This window comes from Eggerthella sinensis, assembly GCF_003339815.1.
GTDB lineage: Bacteria > Actinomycetota > Coriobacteriia > Coriobacteriales > Eggerthellaceae > Eggerthella > Eggerthella sinensis.
On the sequence record NZ_PPTT01000006.1, the window covers coordinates 75,446 to 96,792 of the forward strand.

13 protein-coding genes are annotated in these 21,347 nt (G+C 67.1%); 8 read left to right on the forward strand and 5 right to left on the reverse strand.

Features of this window, described 5'->3' with window-relative positions:
* Window positions 1-3 precede the first annotated feature (3 nt).
* Window positions 4-1,506: a D-alanyl-D-alanine carboxypeptidase family protein gene (locus C1876_RS04920; protein ID WP_114545607.1), complete on the reverse strand. Its 1,503-nt coding sequence runs from the start codon at window positions 1,504-1,506 to the stop codon at window positions 4-6.
* A 207-nt stretch (window positions 1,507-1,713) separates the two neighbouring features.
* Here C1876_RS04920 and C1876_RS04925 point away from each other — a divergent pair, with 207 nt between their 5' ends.
* Entirely contained in the window at window positions 1,714-4,626 is a 2,913-nt protein-coding gene (locus C1876_RS04925) for an ATP-binding protein (protein WP_244910044.1), read from the forward strand.
* Window positions 4,627-4,634: 8 nt separating this feature from the next.
* Here the strand turns inward: C1876_RS04925 and C1876_RS04930 are convergent, their stop codons facing one another.
* Together C1876_RS04930 and C1876_RS04935 are read right to left on the reverse strand one after the other, a co-directional pair.
* Window positions 4,635-6,539, reverse strand: coding sequence for an extracellular solute-binding protein (locus C1876_RS04930; RefSeq protein WP_114545609.1), 1,905 nt, complete (start codon window positions 6,537-6,539; stop codon window positions 4,635-4,637).
* Window positions 6,539-8,836: a bifunctional diguanylate cyclase/phosphodiesterase gene (locus C1876_RS04935; RefSeq protein WP_114545610.1), complete on the reverse strand. Its 2,298-nt coding sequence runs from the start codon at window positions 8,834-8,836 to the stop codon at window positions 6,539-6,541. Before C1876_RS04935 ends, C1876_RS04930 begins: the two co-directional genes overlap by 1 nt.
* Window positions 8,837-9,159: 323 nt before the next feature.
* Here C1876_RS04935 and rpoD point away from each other — a divergent pair, with 323 nt between their 5' ends.
* Window positions 9,160-10,395: an RNA polymerase sigma factor RpoD gene (rpoD, locus tag C1876_RS04940; protein ID WP_114545611.1), complete on the forward strand. Its 1,236-nt coding sequence runs from the start codon at window positions 9,160-9,162 to the stop codon at window positions 10,393-10,395.
* 180 nt (window positions 10,396-10,575) lie between these two features.
* Window positions 10,576-12,888, forward strand: coding sequence for a bifunctional 23S rRNA (guanine(2069)-N(7))-methyltransferase RlmK/23S rRNA (guanine(2445)-N(2))-methyltransferase RlmL (gene rlmKL, locus C1876_RS04945; protein ID WP_114545612.1), 2,313 nt, complete (start codon window positions 10,576-10,578; stop codon window positions 12,886-12,888).
* 104 nt (window positions 12,889-12,992) lie between these two features.
* Here the strand turns inward: rlmKL and C1876_RS04950 are convergent, their stop codons facing one another.
* A complete protein-coding gene (locus C1876_RS04950) occupies window positions 12,993-13,694 on the reverse strand; it encodes a YczE/YyaS/YitT family protein (RefSeq protein WP_114545613.1) in 702 nt (233 codons plus the stop codon).
* A 146-nt stretch (window positions 13,695-13,840) separates the two neighbouring features.
* On the opposite strand from C1876_RS04950, the gene C1876_RS04955 reads away from it, so the two are divergent.
* The 4 genes from C1876_RS04955 to C1876_RS04970 are packed head-to-tail and all read left to right on the forward strand — an operon-like array spanning window position 13,841 to window position 15,663.
* Window positions 13,841-14,182, forward strand: coding sequence for a PadR family transcriptional regulator (locus C1876_RS04955; RefSeq protein WP_114545614.1), 342 nt, complete (start codon window positions 13,841-13,843; stop codon window positions 14,180-14,182).
* Window positions 14,179-14,841 (forward strand): HAAS signaling domain-containing protein, encoded by a 663-nt coding sequence (locus C1876_RS04960; protein WP_114545615.1) that lies wholly within the window; start codon window positions 14,179-14,181, stop codon window positions 14,839-14,841. The genes C1876_RS04955 and C1876_RS04960 overlap by 4 nt, the downstream gene beginning before the upstream one ends.
* A gap of 20 nt (window positions 14,842-14,861) precedes the next feature.
* Window positions 14,862-15,206 (forward strand): translation initiation factor IF-2, encoded by a 345-nt coding sequence (locus C1876_RS04965; protein ID WP_114545616.1) that lies wholly within the window; start codon window positions 14,862-14,864, stop codon window positions 15,204-15,206.
* Entirely contained in the window at window positions 15,199-15,663 is a 465-nt protein-coding gene (locus C1876_RS04970; protein ID WP_114545617.1) for a PH domain-containing protein, read from the forward strand. The genes C1876_RS04965 and C1876_RS04970 overlap by 8 nt, the downstream gene beginning before the upstream one ends.
* 33 nt (window positions 15,664-15,696) lie before the next feature.
* On the opposite strand, the gene C1876_RS04975 is transcribed toward C1876_RS04970, so the two are convergent.
* Entirely contained in the window at window positions 15,697-18,780 is a 3,084-nt protein-coding gene (locus C1876_RS04975) for a PAS domain-containing protein (RefSeq protein WP_114545618.1), read from the reverse strand.
* Between the two features lie 221 nt (window positions 18,781-19,001).
* On the opposite strand from C1876_RS04975, the gene C1876_RS04980 reads away from it, so the two are divergent.
* The gene (locus tag C1876_RS04980; RefSeq protein WP_114545619.1) at window positions 19,002-21,248 is read left to right on the forward strand and encodes a putative bifunctional diguanylate cyclase/phosphodiesterase; all 2,247 of its coding nucleotides are present in this window, start codon (window positions 19,002-19,004) and stop codon (window positions 21,246-21,248) included.
* The last annotated feature ends 99 nt before the right edge of the window (window positions 21,249-21,347 follow it).

The following is a 21,347-nucleotide window of genomic DNA, read 5'->3' on the forward strand; positions in this document are numbered from 1 at the left end:
GCGCTACGACACCTTCATGGCCCCGAGCGCCTCGACGCTGCTCGCGGCCACCGTCGGCGCGCCCGTGAGGTTGGCGAAGAAGCGCTGCACGCCCACGCCGAGCGCTTCCCACCAGGCGGGGGCGGCCGCGTCGCGGACGGCCACGAGGTCGGCCTCCCACAGCACGGTTCCTCCCTGGCGAAAGGTCATGCGCCCCACGACGTCGCCGCGCCGCACGTCGCCGTGCACGTCGGCGAAGGCGACCTCCTGCTCGATGCGCTCGGAACCCGCGGCCACCGTGACCGCTGCGTACGGGTCGGCTACGGTGGCCTCCACGGTGCGGTCCGTCCAGTCGCCGTGCGCAACCTTCGCCACGACGGGGTAGGACGCCTCCGCGCCGGCGATCTCGGTTTTCGTCGAACTCGTCGCGTTCACCAGCTGATACGTCTCCTCGTCAACCTGCGGCGGCGCGCTTTCGCGCTCCTCGGGTCGCGCTTCCGCCTCGTCTTCGAGCGCGGCGCGGTGGGCGAACACCCAGTCGTAGAGCGCCTCGGCGTCGGCGAACCGCTGCGGCTTCGAGGAGGAGCCCAGCACGACCGCGTAGTACTCGTGCCCGTCGCCCCGGTTCACCGCCGAGGCCGAGCACGGCCCCGCGGCCAGCGTGTAGCCGGTCTTGGCGGCGCAGGTTCCCTCGTAGCTTCCCAGCAGCGCATCGGTGTTCGTCAGCGTGAGCGCGGTGGGCACGCCGCCGCGCTGCACCACGATGTCCACCTGCGCGTACCCGATGTTCGCGCGGATCAGGTCGTGCTGCATGGCCGCGCGCAGCATCGCGGCCACGTCCTGCGCGCAGCTGTGCTGCCCTTGCGCGAACGCGTCGAAGTCCAGCCCGTGCGGGTTCGTGAACAGGGAGTTCGCCAGATCGAGATCGCGCGCCTTGGCGTTCATCGCCTCCACGAACGCCGCCTCGCACGCCTGCGCGTCGCCGCTCGCGCCCTGCTCCTCGAGCAGCCGCGCCCCGGCCGCCTGCGCCACGGCCGCGGCGGCGTCGTTGCCCGAGGCCGTGAGCACCGCCTTGAGCGCGTCGTCGAACGTCATCGTGTCGCCCTCGACCAGGCCCGCGCTCGACTCCCCGATGCTCGCCGCCGTCGGCGTCACCTCGATCGTCGCCGCCGCGTCGAGGTGCTCCACCGCCACGAGGGCCGTCATGATCTTCGTGAGCGAGGCGATCTGCGCCTGATCGGCGGCCCCGCGCCCGAACCACAGGGTTCCGTCTTCGTCCATGAGCGCCGCGAACGACGCGTCGAGGTCGGGGGCCTGCTCGAGGGGCGTCCCGCGCTCGGCGATGCTCGTGCCCAGCACGAGGTCGTCCTCGCTCGTCACGGCGAACGCCGCCGCGTGCGGCAGGCAGGCGAAGCCGAGGGCGACGGCGAGGGAGAGGGCGCAGGCGAAGCCGAGGGCCAGGCTCGGGCCGACGCGGGCGAACCGGGTCGAAAGACCATTTGAACAGGCAAAACGATGTGCGATCATCAGGGACTCCTTGCGCATGCGACGACGATGTCCTTCGACGACAGTATACGCGACGCGCGCGCAGCGCCCCGCAGGTGCATGAAATCCATGGGCATGGACGGCGCGCATATTGTTGGTTACCGAATTGGCGGTTACCCGTCAACCCATGGTATCCTAGCGCATCGTGGGACGAGCTCGAACAAGCAGGTGTCGAAGGAGGGATGGGCTGTGAGAACAAAAGCAGCGCGCTGCGTCTGCTCGGCAATGGCAGCATTGCTGATCGCAACTACCGTCTTCGTCGCACCCGCATCGGCTGAAGCGGTGCCCGGTCAGTCGTCGGGAGCGGAGGTGACCGCCGAATCGTCCGATGCGGGCGATGCGGAAGCGTCATCGCACGAGTCGGCGGCCGAAGGGCCCCGCGAACCCGACGAACCCGACCCCGCATCCGCAACCGAACCCGAATCCCACGCGTCGCGTGCGATCAAAGTGGCGTTTCCCGAAGTTGCCGGCATCAGCGAAACCGACGAGAACGGCGTGCGCTCGGGGATCTTCTACGACTGGCTCGTCGAGATCGCCAAGTACACCGGGTGGGAGTACGAGTTCGTCGACGGGGAGGCCGACGAGCTCATGGACCGCATCGTGGCCGGCGAGCTCGATCTCATCGGCGGCATGTACTACCGCGAGCAGATCGCATCCTATTACGAGTACGCCGCCTATCCCATCGGGTCGAACCACGCGCTGCTCATCAGTTCGGAGGACGCCGACGACATCGTCACCTTCGACCCCAAGACGCTGAACGGCAAAACCATCGGCGCGTTCGAGAACGCTGCCGAGAAGATTCGCCGTCTGGAAAACTACCTCGAGTTCAACGGCATCGACTGCACCGTCAAGAGCTTGGAGTACGACGACTACATCCAGTGCCTGAGCACCGGTATCGCCGACGTCATGCTGGGAAACGATCCCGACGTCATCGACGGCCGCAAGGTGGTGGCCGAGTTCGAAGGCGAGCCGTACTACATCGCCACGCCGGCGGGCAGCCCGTTGATCGACGAGCTGAACAATGCGATGACCTCGATATACACCGCAGATTCCGAATTCGCCGAAGAACTCGACGTCAAGCACATGCCCTCGCGCTACCGAACCCCCATCGGGTTCTCGGACGCCGACCGCGCCTACATCGAGCAGGCGGGCGTCATCAGGGTGGCCGTCATGGAGGACCGCTACCCGCTCTACTACCAGCGCGACGGCCAGTACCAGGGCATCGTGAAGGACGTGCTCGACCGCATCACCGAGCGCACGGGCCTCACGTTTCGCCTCGTGCACGCAAGCACCTACCAGGGGGCCATCGACCTCGTGAACGCCGGAGAAGCGGACATTATGGGCTGCTTCATGGACGACGGGTACGCCGCCGACGCCGAAGGGCTCGCCATCACCGACAGCTTCGCCGCGCTCAACGAGGTGGTGTTCCGCAACAAGCTCACCAGCTCGCAGGGCACCGTGTTCGCGCAGATCGAGGGGCGCTCCGGCTCGAACGGCGTGAGCGCGTCGGACATCGTGTACTACCGCACCTACGAGGACTGCCTCGAAGCGGTGAACTCGGGACGCGCCGACATCACGAGCATGCCCGTCGCGTTCGCGGAGAGCCTGTTCACCGACCAGGCGTTCAACAACATCACGCCCACCACCTCCGAGCACCACGACAGCAACCTCTCGCTCGCCTTCCCGAAGCCCGTCGATTCCGCGCTGTACTCCATCATGAGCAAGGCCGTGAACAGCTTCACCTCCGACGAGCTGGAAACCATCTCGTCGCGCAACACCATGCCCGCGTTCGGCCAGCAGCGCACCATCCAGGCCGTCGTGTCCGAGAATCCGCTGCTCATCGTGGCGCTCGGGTTGGTGCTGTGCCTGTTCGTCGGCGCCATCGTCGTGGTGGTGTCGGTGGCGAAGGTGCGCAACCGCATGATGGAGATGAAGCTGGAGAAAGTGGAGGAGATGGGCCGCGCGAAGACCGACTTCCTCTCGCGCATGTCGCACGAGATTCGCACGCCCATGAACGCCATCATCGGCCTGTCGAACGTGGCGTCGCTGTCGGGCGAGGCCACGCCGTCCATCCGCTCGAGCCTCGAGAAGATCAACACCTCGGCGCAGTTCCTGTTGTCGCTCGTGAACGACATCCTCGACATGAGCAAGATCGAGAACGACAAGATGCACATCGAGACGGCGCCGGTCAGCCTGCATTCGCTCGCCGATCGGCTGCAGAGCATGTTCTGCATTCAAGCCGAGGAGAAGGGCATCGTGCTCGAGGCGCGCTGCGACGCCGACGACGTGGTGGTGGCCGACGACGTGCGCCTGCAGCAGGTGCTGGCGAACCTGCTGTCGAACGCGCTCAAGTTCACCGATCCCGGCGACACCATCCGGCTGAGCATCGGGGTGCTGCTGCGCGAGGAGGGCACGGTGAACGTGCGCTTCAGCGTGAAGGATACGGGCGCGGGCATCCACGAGGAGGATCTCGAGCGCATTTTCGTGTCGTTCGAACAGGCTTCCGGGAACCGTCTCAACGCGCAGGGCACCGGTTTGGGGTTGGCCATCAGCAGCAACCTCGTGCGGCTCATGGGCGGCAAGCTCGACGTGAAGAGCGTCGCGGGCGAAGGCTCGGAGTTCTTCTTCATCCTCGACCTGCCCGCCGCCGTGGAGGCGCCTGCCTCAGCGGGGTCGTTCTGTGCGGTCGACGGCGTGCCGCCGCGCTCGCTTGCGGGCACGCGCGTGCTGCTGGCCGAGGACAACGACTTGAACGCCGAGATCGCCGTGGCGCTGCTCGACATGGAGGGCGTGGAAACCAAGCGCGCCGCCAACGGGCGCGAAGCGGTCGACCTGTTCGCGCAATCGGTTCCCGGAACCTTCGACTTCGTGCTCATGGACGTGAAGATGCCGGTGCTCGACGGCCTCGAGGCGGCGGCGGAGATCCGCGCGCTCGCCCGCGTCGACGCGCGGGAGATCCCCATCATCGCGCTCACGGCCAACACGTTCCAGGAGGATCGCGAGGATGCGGCGGCCGCGGGCATGAACGGGTTCATCCCCAAGCCGTTCGACGCGAAGCAGCTCTACGACACGCTGCGCAGCTTCCTGCCGCCCGAGGGCTAACGGGCACGCTAGCCCACGATGAAGCGCCCGTCCTGCGCGGGCGCGACGGTCTTGGCGTCGCGCACCGCCTGCGCCACGATGTCGGCGACGGCGCGGTTCGACCGATCGCACGACAGCAGGTACTCGTCGGGCACCGTCTCGTCCATGACGGCGACGGTGTAGACGGCGTCGGGCTCGATGGCCGACCCGTCGCTGCGGGCGATGGCCTTGATCCTGCTGCCCGGTGCGGCCTGCGGATCGTAGGTCATCGTGAGCCCGGAGGCGTAGTAGAACCAGCCGGTTTGGTCGTTGTCCACGGGAAGGGCGTACTCGAGCGTGCGCAGCAGGTTCGCGCCGGTCATGCTCACCGTCCACATCGTGCCGGTCTCGCCGTGCTTGAGGTCGGGCAGGATGCGCAGCACGTCGGTCATGGTCACGGTGCCGCCGTACAGCCGCCCGCTGATGCCCTTGCCGTTGTAGCGCCCGTCCTTGCCGTTGTCCAAAAACAGCGCGACGTCGGCGCCGCTCGCCTCGCGCAGCGCATCGGCCACGAAGCCGCCCGTCTCGGCCAGCGTGAAGTCGCTCGCGGCCGCCCCGAGCACCTCCTCCTCGTTCGAGGCGCTCTGCGGCGCGGCGTTCTGCGCGTCCACCATCTCGATCACCTGGGCGCTCGTCGTGTCGCCGCGCACCATGCCGGCCAGCCCCTCGCGCAGCGCGTCCTGGGCGTTGGCCAGGGTGGGGAAGGACCCGTAGCGGCCGTGCTCCAGCGCGTTGCGCATGTCGTCGATCTCGGGCACGTCGGGCGCGCCGACGCCGGTGAGGTTCGAGTACATGGCGCCCGTGTCGGACATGAGCGCCTCCTGGCCTTCGGGCGTGCTGAGGTAGTCCATGATGCGCATGACGGCGTCGTAGACGGTTTCGTTGCCCGCCTGCGCGATCTGCTTGCCCAACCCGATGTAGCAGACGGGGTAGAGCCGTGCCCAGTCGCCGCCGTCGCCGGGGTTGAAGAACGGCATGAGCGCGAACTCGTCGGTGGTGCCCGTCTGGCTCTCGCCCATGCGCGCCATGAGCACCGAATCCTCCACCATGGCGCACCCGCGCGTGAACAGCATGGTCTCGCGCTGCGCGTAGTCCACGTCGAGGTCGCCCGCTTGCAGGATGTTCTCGTCGACGAGCGTCTGGAACGTGTCGAGCGCCGGTTGGAACTGGTCGCCGAAGCTCGCGCCGTCGTTGCGGTCGTACGCCTCGAGCCAGCGCTCGTCCTGCGGCTTGCCGTAGCAGGACGCGAAGCCGAAGCCCGTGAACGCGGTGTCGAGCACCTCGGCGTTCTTGAGGCCCAGCTGCAGCGAGCGCATGCCGCTGTCCTCGATGGTGCGGCACAGCTCCACGAACCCGTCGAAGTCGGCGGGGACCTCCCAGCCGTTCTCGGCGAACAGCGTCTTGTTGTACACGATGCCGCGCACCTGCGCGGGGCCGGGCAGGTAGTACAGCTTGCCGTCGCGTGCGATCTCGTTGAGCGCCGAGATGTTGTAGCGGCTCGAGAAGCCCATGCCGCTCAAGTCGAGCAGATTGTCGTCCCAGTACTGCTCGCCCACCTCGTAGGGCCAGGTCATCACGATGTCGGTGAGGTCGCCGTGCGCGAGGCGCGCCTCGTATTCGTCGATGCCCATCTCGCGCGTGTAGTTGCCCACCTGCACGATGTCGATGTCGGGAAACTGCTCTTCCACGGCCTGCTCGAAGCCGTTGACGGTGAAGGCGTACTTCACGAGGACGGACACCTGCGTCCGCCCCTCCTCGGCAACCTTCTGCGACAGCACGTCGCCGTCCTCGCTCGAGCTGCTCGCGCACGCGACGGTGCTCACGAGCAGGGACGCCGCGACGCAGGCTGCGAGCGCGCCGCGCGCGAGACGACGCAGGGCCGGATGTGCGGACATCATCGCTCCTCGCCTTCCTCGTTCGTCTCTTCGCCGAACGCCAGGCGCTCGAAGTCGGCGATGGGCATCGGGCGCGCGAACACGTAGCCCTGCACGTAGTCGCAGCCGATCTCCTCGAGCATGTCCACCTGATCCTCGTACTCGACGCCCTCGGCCACCGTGTCCATGTTGAGGGCCTGCGCCATGCTCACGATGCTCTGCACCACCGAGCGCGTGCGCGCCGGGTCCTTCGTGCGGTTGCGGAAGAAGATCTTGTCGAGCTTGAGCGTGTCGGCGGGGATGGATTGGATCATGTTGAGCGAGGAGTACCCGCTGCCGAAGTCGTCGATGGAGCAGTCGAAGCCCGCCTCGTGGATGTCCTCGATGACCTCGATGAGGCGATGCGAGTCCTCCATGACGATGCCCTCGGTGAGCTCGATCTCGATGAGCCGCTCGGGGATGCGGTAGCGATCGGCGATGGCGCGGTACGCATCGAGGAAGTTCTTGCTCTTCACGTGGGCGCGCGAGCAGTTCACCGACGTCTTCGGCGGCGTGAGCCCCCGGTCGATCCACCCGCGCAGCGTGCGGCACACCTCCTCGAACACGTGGAGGTCGAGCGTGACGATGAACCCGTTCTTCTCGAACAGGGGGATGAACTCGTCGGGGAATATCATGCCCTCCGAGGCGCTCACCCAGCGCGTGAGGGCCTCGGAGCCGCCCACGACGCGCTCGGGCAGGCGGTACTTCGGCTGCAAATACACCTGGAACTCGCCTTCGAGCATGGCGCGCTCCATCATGTCCTCGAGCTGCTTCTCGCGCACGAGCAGGCGGCGCACCTCGTCGTCGTACACGGCGTAGCGAATCTTGCCGCCGATGGCTTGGGGCGATTCGCGCAACGCCAGCTTCGCGCGGTCGATCATCTGGGGGAAGGGCAGCTCGTCGTTGTCGATGACGAAGATGCCGAACTCCACGATGGGCAGGTTCCACTGCGGCTGGTTCTCCTCGAGGAAGCGCTCGGCGATGCGGTACCATTCGGCGAAGCGCTCGCGCAGCCACGGCTCGCCGTCGAACTCGATGAGGATGCAGAAGTTGTCGGCCGACTGCCGCCCGATGTACTCGCCGGGGCGCAGCCCGCTCTCGATGGTTTCCGAGAACATGCGCAGCAGGTCGTCGCAGGAGCGGCGGCCGAACTGCTCGTTGAGCACCTTGAACTTCTCCATGTTCGTGTAGACGAGCGCGTAGCGCGGCCGATCCGTCGCGGACAGCGATTGCTGCGCCAGGTCGTAGAAGCGTTGGATGGTGTGGCCGCTCGTCACGTCGTCCACGTAGGCGATGTGCTCGAGTTTTCGGCGGTTGCGCGACGAGGTGAACAGCAAGAACGCCACGAGCGCGGCGAAGGCCGCCGTCACGACGCCGCACATGAGCAGCGTTGCGCCCAGCATCATGTCCGAGCGCGCGTTCACCACGCTCGCGGGCACGAACGTGAGCAGGTACCAGTTCTGCGGCGCGATGGGCGTGTACACGGCGTAGTAGCGCACGTCGTCGATGGTGAAGCCGATCTGACCCTTCCCCTCGGCGGCCATGGAGGATTTCATCGACTCGAGGCTGTCGTCCTGATCGAGCTCCGACTGCCCGATGGTGGTCAGCACGTTGTAGCCCAGTTCGAGGGCGGAGGGGGAGGACGAGCGCACGACGATGGTGCCGCCGCGGTCGATGATGCACGAGAACGACTGTCCGTCGAACGACGACATGGACAGCGTCTCGTCGAAGGATGCCGGCTCGTACACGGCGGCCATCGCCACCATGGGCGTGCCGTCCATGGTGATGTTCTCGAGCGGGATGGACAGCGCGATGCGCTCTTCGTTGTCGATCATCTGCGCGTTCGAGATGACCGCCCTGCCTTCGCTCACCGCATCCATGAAGTACGCGTCGTTGTCAAGCTTCACGGGCTCGCCGGTGCTCGCGTACGCCTTGCCGTCCGCGTCGATGAGCATGATGTCCTGGAACTCCCAGCCTTCGCGCTGCGCCTCGACCACGGCGGCGAAGCGGGAGAAGGTGGTCACCTGCGCGGTGTGCAGGCCCGACGACACCGTGTGCAGGAACGAGTAGTTGTCGGCGATGGTGCGGTCGATGTTCGCGCCGATGCGCGTGGCGATTTCCTGGAGGTAGCCGCCGCTCTCGGCGCGGATGGTGCTCTGCAGCTGCTGGTAGTATTGGAAGCTGAACGTTCCCACGACGATGCAGGCGAGCGCGAACGTCGCAAGCGACAGCTTGAGGGAGCCCTTGAAAGCCGGCATCCTGCGGTGAGTACGTCCCATACTGCGTCCTTTCGACGGAAGAGCATCGGACCGGTGCGCGATGCCGTGGGGCGCGCGAAGCCGAATCAAACGACGTACGCGTTATTAAAGCATAGGTTGGCAAGAAAATGTTGCAAGAACGCGACCGAATTGCTACGCGTTCTAAAATGCCTGTTCATTCGTGCGAACAGGGAGGGGGGCCGGCCCTGCACCACCCCGTTTGAAGCTTTATATTCGTCGTCTAAAACGGGCCCAACTATGATAAACTATTTGGCTGTATCTTTGCGCCTGGTGCGTATGTATACTCATGCCCAGCGCGCAGTCCTGTCGGAAAGGAAGATCACGTGGCCCAAGCCTCAAGTAAGCAAACGTCTGTTCAAGAGCAGAGCAAAGCTACGGAAGTCTCAATCGAAGCCGAAGACATGTTGGAAGAAGACGCGCTCGACGACGAACCCGATGTGGTTGACGCCGGCGACGCGCTCGACGACGATAAACTCGATGGCAGCCTGTCCGAGGACGGCGACGACGAAGACCTGCTTGAGGGCATTCCCGAAGAGGAGCTCAAAGCGACGGTCGACGTTCCGCTGCCGAAGGTGGTTGGCAAGAGCAAGGTGCGCTCGGTGCGCAAGCGCAACGCCGACGCAAGCGTGACCATGCTGACGGGCGACCCCGTGCGCATGTACCTCAAGGAAATCGGCAAGGTTCCGCTGCTCACCGCAGCGGAGGAAATCGACCTCGCCATGAAGATCGAAGCCGGCGTCGCCGCCACCGAAGAACTTGAGAAGGCCGAAGACGAGGGCATCGAGCTCGAGCGCCGCGAAAAGCGCCGCCTCGGCCGCATCGAGCAGGTGGGTATCGACGCCAAGCAGCAGCTCATCGAAGCGAACCTGCGCCTCGTCGTGTCCATCGCCAAGCGCTACGTGGGTCGCGGCATGCTGTTCCTCGACCTCATCCAGGAAGGCAACCTCGGCCTCATCCGCGCGGTTGAGAAGTTCGACTACACGAAGGGCTTCAAGTTCTCGACGTACGCCACCTGGTGGATTCGCCAGGCCATCACGCGCGCCATCGCCGACCAGGCCCGCACCATCCGCATTCCCGTGCACATGGTGGAGACCATCAACAAGCTCGTGCGCATCCAGCGCCAGCTGCTGCAGGAGCTCGGGCGCGAACCCACGCCGGAGGAGATCGGCAAGGAGATGGGCCTGCCCGCCGAGCGCGTGCGCGAGATTCAGAAGATCTCGCAGGAGCCCGTGTCGCTCGAGACGCCCATCGGCGAAGAGGAAGACTCCCAGCTGGGCGACTTCATCGAAGACGACGCCGCCGTGGTGCCGCCCGACGCCGCCTCGTTCAGCATGCTCCAGGAGCAGCTGTCGAAGGTGCTCGACGGCCTGGCCGAGCGCGAGCGCAAGGTGATCAGCCTGCGCTTCGGCTTGGAAGACGGCCATCCGCGCACGCTCGAGGAGGTCGGACGCGAGTTCGGCGTCACGCGCGAGAGAATCCGCCAGATCGAGAGCAAGACCCTCGCGAAGCTGCGCCACCCCTCCCGCTCCTCGAAGCTGAAGGACTACCTGGAAGACTAGGGCTCTTCCTTTTATGGCGCGGCGCTCCAGTCTTTTCCGGCGCGGCGGGGACGTAGCGTTCCATGCGTCCCTTGCCGCGCCTGTGCGCATGCCGCTCCCGTCACGAATCGGCGCGCGTGCGGGTGCTTGATCGCATGCCGCTTCCCGCGCCATGAAAACACTTCCCAAGGAGTTCCCCGGATGAGCAATCCTTGCAACGAAAACCTCGAACTGTTCGCGAGCTGCCTGTCCGGCTTGGAGGCGCCGCTCGCTGAAGAGTTGAAGCGCCTCGGCATCAAGCGCGTGCGCCCCCTCGGTGGGGGCGTCGCCTTTTTCTGCGACGTGCGCCATGCCCTGTCCGCCTGCCTGTGGTCGCGGCTCGCGTCGCGCATCCTCGTGGTGGTGGGACGCGTGAACGCCGGCGACGCCAACCTGCTGTACGAGGGCGTGCGGCGCCTTCCCTGGGAGGACGTCATCGCGCCGGGTGCGAGCATGGCCGTGACGGCGCACGGCATGAACGAGGAGCTGCGCAACACCCGCTTCACCGCGCTCAAGGTGAAGGACGGTGTGTGCGACCGCCTGCGCGAAGCGCGCGGCGAGCGCCCCGACGTGGACGCCGCTTCGGCGGACGTCACGGTCGACGTGCGCATCCGCGAGGGACGCGCCACCATCTCGCTCGACCTGTCGGGCGAATCGCTGTACCACCGCACCTACCTCACGCCCGACGACGGCCCCGACGCGCCGCTGTCCTGCGCGCTGTCGGCGGGCTTGCTGGCGCTGTCCGGATGGCGCCAGCGCGGCAGCCGGGGCGAAGCGTGCGTCGACCCTGCTTGCGGCGACGGCTTCCTCGTGGTGGAGGCGGCGGCTGCGGCGTGCGATCTGGCACCGGGGCTCACGCGCGAGCGGTGGGGCTTCTTCGGTTGGGCGCAGTCCGAACCCGAGGCGTGGAACGAGCTCATCGACGACGCGGACGAGCGCTTCGAGCGCGGGTTGACGTCGGCCGTCGCTCCCGGTGCGGCGGAGGGCCCGGCTTCGGCTCCGCCCGACCCGCTGTACGTGCGCTTCGCCGGCGCGTCCACCTCGTCGCCCGCCATCGCGCGGGCGCGCACCCACGCCAAGCGCGCGGGATTGCGCCAGGCCGTCAGCATCGAGCTGGCCGACGCTCAGAACGTCGACGGCCTCGTGGAGCGCGTGTGCGCGGCGGCGGGCAAGGTGCGCGGCGGCGAGGAGATGGCCTGCACGGTGGCCAGCGTGCTGCTGTCGGGCGAGCGCTCGCAGTCGGACGCGCGCGCTCAGGCCGAGGCGGCCACGTTCGTGCGCGCCGCATCGGCTGCTCCGGCGGGCTCGACGTTCGCGGTTGCCGGCGGCGACGGCGTGGAGGCGCGCTTCGGCAGCGCGCCCATCGTGCGCGCCACGCTCGGCCACGACCGCGTGGCCACCGAGGCGCTCGTGTTCGACGAGCCGCCGATGCAGGCCGTGACGGTGATCGTGCCCGATTCGGCCGGCGGGGCCGAGCATGTGGTGGAGGTGCTCGAGCCTTCGTCCGAGCAGTTCGCCGCGCGCCTGCGCAAAACCGCGAAGGAGCGCCGCAAGTGGGCGAAGCGCGAGGGCGTGTCGTGCTATCGCGTGTACGACGCCGACCTGCCCGATTACGCGGTGGCCATCGACGTGTACCCGGGCGCGGGCGACGCCGAGGGCAACCTCTACCTCCACATCGCCGAGTACGCGGCCCCTTCCACCATCGACCCCGGCAAGGCGCAGCGCCGCTACGACGACGTGCTGGCTCTCGCGCCGGTGGTGCTGGGCGTGCGCCCCGACCACGTGTTCTCCAAGGTGCGCCGCCGCGACAAGGGCGGCAGCCAGTATCGCGACTCCGGGCGCCGCTCCTACGTGACGCAGGTGGAGGAGGACGGCTACCGCTTCGAGGTGGACCTTGCGGGCTATCTCGACACGGGGCTGTTCCTCGACCATCGTCTCACGCGCGAGCTCGTGGGCGCGAAGGCGCAGGACAAGCGCTTCCTCAATCTGTTTGCCTACACGGGCACGGCGAGCGTGCATGCCGCCGCCGGCGGCGCGCGCACGACGGCCACGGTGGACCTGTCGCAGACCTACCTCGATTGGGCGGCGCGCAACATGGCCGCGAACGGGTTCGAGGGCCCGGAGCACACGTTCGAGCGCGGCGACGTCATGGCGTGGATCACCGAGGCACGCCGTACGGGCCGCCGCTTCGACCTCGTGTTCGTCGATCCGCCCACGTTCTCCAACTCGAAGGCGATGGGCAAGCGCACGTGGGACGTGCAGCGCGACCATGTGGAGCTGCTCATCGGCGTGTCGCGCCTGCTCTCGGAAGAGGGCGAAGCCGTGTTCTCATGCAACCTGCGCTCGTTCAAGCCCGACGAGGAAGAGCTTGCCAAGTACGGCGTGCGTATCGAGGACATCACCGCGCAGACCATCCCGCACGACTTCGAAAGAAACCCCCGCATCCACAAATGCTACCTGGTGAAGAGAGGGTAGCATCTTCCTTCCATTGTGGCGCGGCGTTGGCTTACCGGTCTGCGCCGCCCCCATCGCGCCCATCGCACGCCGCGTCCTGGTTGAAAGGGCGCGGCGTGTTTTATTTAGTCCGCGCGGTCGTACTCCGCGCCATGGGGGAGGGGGCTTTCGTTCTCGCGCTCCTTCGCCTCTCCCAAAGCGGGTCGCACGCCGCCCATGAGCTTGATGAAGGCGTTCACGATGAAGCCGGTGGCCGCCGCCGCGATGACGGTGCCTTCGCGCACGCCCGCGACGCCGCCCACGAGCGCGACCGACGCGATGACGGCCAGCACGACGCAGCCCAGGTCGAAGCCCACCTTCGTGTGCCCGAAGTTCCACCCCGTCCTGCTCGTGATGGCGCAGACGAACGCTTCGCCGCAGTTCATCACGATGTTCGCCACCACGGTGCACGCCACCCCGAACGCGAGCACCACGATGCCGAGCGCGAGCGTGGCGAGCGAGGCGGGATAGGTTGCGGGCGCGACGAACGAGAGCGCCTGGTTGAAGCCGTCGATTCCGATGCTGAACAGCACCGACAGGGGAATCTGCAGCAGCGCGATCGCCTTGAAGCGCCGGCGCAGGATGGCCACCTGCCCCAGCAGCAGCGCGCTGTTCCACGCGAACATGAACGTGCCGTACGACACGGCGGGGAACGCCAAGGTCAGCACGTAGCCGAGCGACGAGATGGGCGAGGTGCCCAGGTTGCTTTTCGTGACGAGCACGATGCCCGCCGTCATGATGAGGACGCCCGCAGCAAGCAGGCAAGAACGCACAAGGGGAGTTTTCATACCCTCGATTGTAGCGCTGGGTCTTCCGCCCGACAAGGTAGTGCTGTTCGCCATCTGCCTCCGTTTGTCCCAAGAGCTTCATATTGCAATATAATGCCAGATCAGATATATTTAGTATTGCTAAGTGCCTGAGAGAAGGATGCTCGATGCAGCAACGGTTCGCGCAGCAGATGAAGAAGGGCGCGCTCGATATGCTCGTCCTCAAGCTGCTCGAGCGCGACGAGAAGTACGGCTACCAGCTCATCGCCGAGCTGCGCGACCGCACCGACGAGGCGCTCTCGCTCAAGGAGGGCACGCTGTATCCCATTCTCTACCGGCTGGAAGACGGCGGCCTCGTGACGAGCCGCATGGGTGCGCACACCGCGAAAGAACCCGCACGCAAGTACTACGCCATCACCGACGCAGGACGCGTCGCCCTGCGCGAGATGTACGAGCTTTGGAGCGAATTCGACGGATACGTGCGGTCGATCATGGAGGAGGGGCAATGAACAGGGAAGCCTACGTGAAAGCGGTGGCGAAGCGCCTTGCGTGCTCGAAGGGGCGGCGCGACGAGTTCGTCCGCGATCTCGAGTCAGACATCTCCGACGCGCTTGCGGCGGGGGAGACCTGGGAGCAGGTCGAGCGCCGCATGGGCGATCCGCTGCAGGTGGCCGCCGAGTTCAACGAGGACCTTTCCGCGTCGGAGATTGCCGCCGGCAAGAAGCGCAAGCGCACGAAGATCATCGCGATCGTGCTGGCCGTCGTGGTGGTCCTCGCCGCCATCCTCGCCGCCGCCACCTGGTGGGCCACGCCGCACTACGTGGCCGTGGGCGAGGCGAGCGGCCACACCGAGCAGCAGGTGCTCGACCAAGCCGAGCAGGTGGTCGAGCTGTTCGCGGCGGGCGACGCCGAGGGCATCGCGGCGCTCGGCAACGAAACGCTGAAGAGCCTCACCAACCAGGAGGTAATCGATTCCGCCCGCGACCTGTTCAACGGCGGAGACTGGGGCGCGTTCGAGTCGTTCGGAAACGAATACGTCGGCGAATTCGTCTACATGGGGAAGACGAGCAATCCCGTTCAGCTCGTAGCCGTGTACGAGCATACCACCGTCACGTTCGTCCTCGCGTTCGACGGCGATCTGCAACTGACCGAGATGCGCGTGATGTAACCCGAAAGGCAGGCGCAACCATGGAACCGTTCTCGCTCGAGCAGATCGCCATCCTCGCGTTCGGGCTCGCGACGTTCGTGTACGGCGCGTTCGTGTTCGCGGGCAACAGGAGGTGCTTCTCCGTCCTCGCAGGAGGCGGCGCGTTCCTCTCCCTGCACCCCAGCGAGGCGCAGTACCGCACGTCGGCGCGCCAATCGGGGGTCGCGGTGTGGTTGGTGGCACTCATCATCGGATGCTTCGCGCTGTGGCCCTGCGCGCCGCAGGTCTGCCTCGGCGCGGGCATCGCGGCGGCGCTCGCCATCGCGGTCATCGTCGCGCTGCAGGTCAAAACGCACGTCGAGCTGTTGAGGGGGAGCCATGAGTGAGGAAGCGGGCGGGGCGGTGCGGTTTGCGGGGAAGGTGGACGTGTGGTTCTACCTCATCACGATCGCGGCGAACATCCTGCTCATCGTGCCGGCGGCGATGGCCTTCGCCGATCCTGCGAAGGAGGGGGCGCTCCTCGGGGCGGCCATCTCGCTGGGATGCCTCGTCGTGTGCGACGCCCTCTTCATCCCGATGATCGCGCGCAACTACGTGGAGTTCGACGACGAGGGGAACTTCGTCGTCGCGTTCGGCTGGCAGGGGGTGCGGGTGCCGGTGGAGAAGGTGCGCGCCCTGCGGGAGACGCGGAGCCCCCTCGCGTCGACCGCCGCCTCGTTCGACCGCATCGCCATCCAGCTGGGGCTCGAGGAGATCATGATCGCCGTCAAGGACAAGGAGGCGTTCTACCGCGTGGTGGAGCAGCGCTGCCCGCACGCAACCGTCGAGCGCCGCGCGAGGTAGCCGCCGGCGCGACCGCATGCGATTGAGGGCGCGCTAGCGGCTGCGGGCGCGCTGCTTCTCGTCGTACATGGCGCGGTCGGCGCGGCGAATCAGGTCGCTCAGCGTGAAAGGCGCCCGGCTCCATGCGCTGCCGACGGCGGCCGTGGCAACCACCGCGCGGTTCTCGCAGAGCGCGCGCAGGGCCTCCTCCCACCGCGCGACGAGCGCCGCCAGCTCGGCCTCGTCGCAATCGCAGGCCACCACGATGAACTCGTCGCCGCCGTAGCGGTAGCCGTGCACGCGCTCGTCGGATATGGCGTGGATGCCGTCGGCCACGAGCCGCAGCATGATGTCGCCCTGTTCATGGCCCTGCGTGTCGTTCACCGTCTTCAAATGGTTCACGTCGAAGAACAGCACGCCGCACGACGAGAGCCCCAGGTACGCGTCGTCCCGCATGCGCGCGAGGCAGGTGCGGTTGAAGAGCCCCGTCAGCTCGTCGCGCTCGGCCTTCTCGCGCTCCTCGCGGGCCAGCTGCTCGGTGAGGTCGGTGTAGTAGCCGCTCAGCAGCAGGTTGCCGTCGCGGTCGTCGGTCACGCGGTAGAACACCTGCATGGGCACGTAGCCGCCGTCGCCGCGGATGAGGCGCAGGCGCAGCGTGATGGTGTCGCGGGTGGATACGAGCTTGCCCAGCGCTTCGTTCGCCATCTCCACATCGTCGGGGTGGACGCCGGTGAAGCCGTCCTCGCTGTAGAACTCGACGCACTCGCGGTGGCTCATATGGCTCATGCGGCAGAACTCCTCGTTGATGAACAGGGGGATGGTCCGCCCGTCGGGCGTCACCCGCTGCTGGACGAAGCCGCCGGGCATGTCCTTCATGAGGTCGTGCATGACGCGGTTGTCGTGCAGGATCTGCTCCTCGTCGTCGCGGCGGCGCAGGATGGCCGTCACGTAATCGCCGAGCGCGACGAGGTGGCTCGCGTGCGAGACGTTGCGCGCGGGGTTGTCGACGCCCATGAACCCGACGAGCCGCTCGCCGGTGCGCAGCGGCACGAGGATGATGCTCTCGATGCCCTGGCCGGTGATGATGTCGTTCTCGTCGATGCCGCTCTCGACGATGGCATCCACTCCGTCGAGGCAGATGCTCTCGCCGGTTCCCAGGATGCCGAGCGTGCGCGTGTAGGCCGTGCAGGGAAGATCCTGCAGGTTGTGCTGCTCGGAGGGGACGCCGGGCGCGCAGCATTCGTAGGTGTTGTTGGTCAGCCCCTCCTCATCGTCGAGCTCGAACACGTAGGCGCGGTCGCCGGCGAAGTACGTGCGCATCTTCTCGAGGGCGAGGCGGATGGAGTCGTCCGGGTCGGCGCCCACCAAGAGGTAGCGCGAGGCGTCGTTGAGGAACTGCAGCTGCTCGTTGATCTCGCGCGCGCGGCGCTCGGCGCGGCGCTGGTCGGCGAGGGCGGCGCCGAGCGAGCGCGTCTCATCGCTGATGGGCGTGTACGTGGTGTACATCACGGTTTTGCTCGGCCCCTTCTCCACCACGCGTCCGACGAGGTGGAAGGGCAGGTAGCCGCCGTCGCCTTTGAGCGTGCGCAGGTCGCATTCCATCATGCAGTCCTCGCGCACGGCCTCGTCGATGGCGCGCAGGAACCGTGCGCGGTCGTCGGGATGGACGGCGTGGATGGCGTCGTGGACGCGCAATTCGGCCGCATCGCGTCCGATGAGCTCGATGTAGCGCTTGTTGATGTGCGGGCAGTCGATGCTGCCGTCTGAGGCGATCTCGAAGATGATCGCGCCGCACGGCAGGTTGTCCAACAGCTCGCGGCGACGCTCCTCCTGCGCGGCTTCCGGCGTCACGTCGGCGTAGTAGCCGTTCGTGTACTTCGTGCCGTCCGAGTCGGTCGTGGTGCGGTAGTACGCCTGGAACAGCTGGTAGCCCTTCTCCCGATGGAGGAACCGCGCCCGCGCCGAGAACACGCAATCCTCTTCCATGGCCTTCACGGCCGCCTGCTGGATGGCGAGGACGTCGTCGGGATGAACGCCCGCGTAGGCATCCTCGGTGTAGAGCGCCATCGCCTCGTCGTGCGTCATGCCCATCATATGGCAGAACCCGTCGTTGATGAACACGGGCACGGCGTTGCCGCCGGCGGACATCCTCATGCGGACGAAGCCGCCGGGCGTGTCGTTCATGAGCTTTTGCGCCAGCTCGCCGTCCTGCTCGGAGCGCCGCGTCTGATTGCGCCGCGCGAGCATGGCCGCCAGGTAGTCGCCGATGGCGGCCAGCTGGTCGACGTGGCGCGCGTTCTTGCGCGGGTCGTCGACGCCGGCGTAGCCGACGAGCCGCCCCTCGCTCCACAGCGGCACGAGAAACGCGCTGCGGATGCCCTGCCGCTCGAGCACGCGCCGCTCCCGAAGGCCGTTCTCGGGCATGCCGGCCACGTCCTCGATGCGCACGACGCGGTCGTTGCGGAACTCTTCGAGCACGTAGGCTTGCGACGCGTACGGAAGATGCTGGAGGTTCGCCTGCTCCGAGGGCACGCCGGCAGCGCACACCTCGTAGGTGTTCGCCGCCTCCTCGCGCTCGTCGTCCAGCTCGAAGAGGTAGGACCGCTCGCCGTCGAAGTGCTCGAGGATCTTGCGCAGCGCCCGGTGGATGGCCGCGTCGGGGTCGGTGCCCACGAGCAGCAGGCGCGACGTCTCGTTGAGGAAGCGCAGCTGGTCGTTGATCTCCTGCGCACGCGCATCCGCCGCGCTCTGGGTGCGCAGGGCGCTCTCGAGGCGCGCGCGGGCGAGCAGGGGGCTTACGGGAAGCGTGACGATGCCGTCGGCGCCGTGCTCGAGCGCCGATGCCTGCGCGTCCTCGTCGTCCTTCGGCGCGAGCGCGAGCACCGGCAGGCCCCGGGCGTCGTCGTCGCGCCGGAGCAGGTCGAGGAAGGTGTGGGCCTTGGGTGCGGACAAGTTGCATAGGACGGCGGCGGGCGCGTCGACGCGCACGGCGCGGAGCGCCTCGTCGGCGCCGTGCGCGAGCACGAGGCGGAAGCCGTCGCCGAACGTGTGCGCGAGAGATGCTCGCTCGTCCGGCGTGCAGCAGGCGAGCAGCAGCGTCATCTTCGGTTGTCCTCCGGCGGCGTTCGCGCAGACCATGTTCCCGATCCTTTCCGTGCTCATGAATAGGGTTCCAGTGTAGCAAGTTTCGGGTGCGCGCGGGGCTGCGGAAAAGTGGAATCTATGCGATGTCGTGCCTGATGAACGTGTAAAAACCTGCTGACACGAACGCGCCGTCAAGTCAAGGGTTAAGATGGCGACGAACGTGCGCATATACTGGACGCATTCGTATTGGCACCACGCCGAAGGGATCGCGCCGCATGAGAACCCCCGAAGGAAACAAAGGCTCCCTTGCGCTCTATCTGACCGCGCTGGCGGTGCTCGCCCTCGCCACGGCCGTCGTGTGCAGCGTGACGTTGCAGCGGGGCGCGGACATCGCTCGCGAGGACACCGACCGGTACCTGACCGAGCTCTCGCGGCAGACGGCCTTCAAGATGGATCAGCGGGTCTCGTTCAACCTGGAACTGCTGGGCTTGCTCGGGCGCGAGCTGGCCATCGACGGCCCCTCCGAGGACAGCCGCGCGGCGTCGGTGGCGGCGTACGTGGACAACGGCCCCTTCGAATGGATCGGCACGGTGGACGCGGCGGGCATGCTGCGTGTGGACGGGCGCGAGGTGCGCGACGTTTCCGGGTTCGGCGCGGTGGCCCGCGCGCTCGCGGGCGAGACGGCGGTGAGCGAGGGCCTCGTCGCCGTGCTCGACGAGCGGGAAGGCGCGCTGTACGCCGCGCCCGCCTCGGACGATCCCGCCATAGGCGCCGTGGTGGGCTGGGTGCCGCCCGAGCGGATGCAGCTGCTCATGGACACCGACACGTCCGACGGGGTGGGGTTCTCCCACGTCGTGGCCGAGAACGGCGACTTCATCCTCAAGTCGTCGAACGGCAACGCCGTGCTCGAGGGGGAGAGCTTCTTCGCCGCCCTTGCCGCCGATGCGACGTTCGAGGAGGGGAGCCTCGCCGAGCTGCAGCGCAGCATGGAGGCTGGAGAAAGCGGGCATGTCCGCTTCTCCGTGAACGGCCAGGCGCGCGAGATGACCTTCGCCCCGCTCGGCAGGGGCGGTTGGTACCTCATGTCCATCGTGCCGCCCGACGCGTACGTGGGCGCGCTCAGCGCGTACACGGCGTTCTCGGTGGGCGGCGTGGCGGCGGTGGCGTGCGCGGCCTTCGCGGCGTTCGGCGGCCTGCTGCTCTGGACGTCGGCGCGCAAGAACCGCGAGATCAAGCGCATGGCCTACGTCGATCCCGTGACGGAGGGACACACGGCGGCGCGCTTCGATCAGCTGCTGGCGCGCAGGATGGGCGAGGGGCGCCCGTTCACGTTCCTCTCGCTCGACATCAAGGACTTCAAGCTGGTCAACGACTTCTTCGGCAAGGACAAGGGCGACCTCACCCTGAAGTACCTGCATCGGCTCGTCGTGGAGGAGCTCGCCGGAGGGGAGTTCGCCGCACGCGTGTCCTCCGACGTGTTCAACGTGGTGCTCGACGACGCCGACCCCGCGCGCGCCACCGCATGGATCGATCGCATCGCCACGCGGCTCAACGCGTACAACCATATGGGCGACACGCCCTACCTGCTGGCGCTCAGCTGCGGGGCGTACCTGGTGGACGACGCGCCGCTCGACATCGTGACCGTCAGGGACCGCGCGAACGCCGCGCGCAAGGAGGCCTCCGCGTCGGGCTTGAGCCTGTGCAGCATCTCGTTCTGCAACGACGCCGACTTCGAGCGCATCCTGCGCGACAAGGAGCTGGAGAACCGCATGGACGACGCCTTGGCGAAGGGCGAGTTCGTGGCCTACCTGCAGCCGAAGGTCAGCCTGCGCGACGGTCGCCCCGTGGGCGCCGAGGCGCTCGTACGGTGGATCAGCGCCGAGCGGGGGCTCATCCCGCCCAACGACTTCATCCCGCTGTTCGAGCGCAACGGGTTCGTGGTCAAGATCGACCTGTGCGTGTTCGAGCAGGCGTGCCGCCTCGTGCGCTCGTGGCTCGATGCGGGCGTCGATCCGCTTCCCCTGTCGGTGAACCTCTCGCCCGTGCACCTGCGCATCCCCGGTTTCCTCGACGCGTTCGAGCAGATCAGGGCGCGCTACGACGTGCCGGCCCGGTACTTGGAGCTGGAGCTCACCGAGCGCGTGGCGTTCGAGAACCTCGAGCTTCTGGGACGCGTGGTGGACGAGATCCACGAGCTGGGATTCACGTGCTCCATGGACGACTTCGGCAGCGGCTACTCCTCGCTCAACGTGCTCAAGGACATCCCCGTGGACGTGCTCAAGATCGACCGCACGTTCTTCAGCAGCGACGACGAACGTGCCCGCGACGTGGTGGCCTCGGTGGTGGAGCTGGCGAAGAAACTGGACATGGGCACGGTGGCCGAGGGTATCGAGACCATCCCGCAGGTGGAGGTGCTGCGCGCCATGCGCTGCGACGCCGTGCAGGGCTACGTGTTCTCCGCGCCCGTGCCGGCGGACGAGTTCGAGCGCGTTTTTCTCAAGGGGGAGGGGGCGGGCCGCTGACGGCTCGACGGCCTTTCAAAAACCCCTGAGGAAAAAATTGGAAATAGGGACTTGCGCGTCTTTGAAACTACCGGTAGAATACTTCGAGCGCGTTAACAA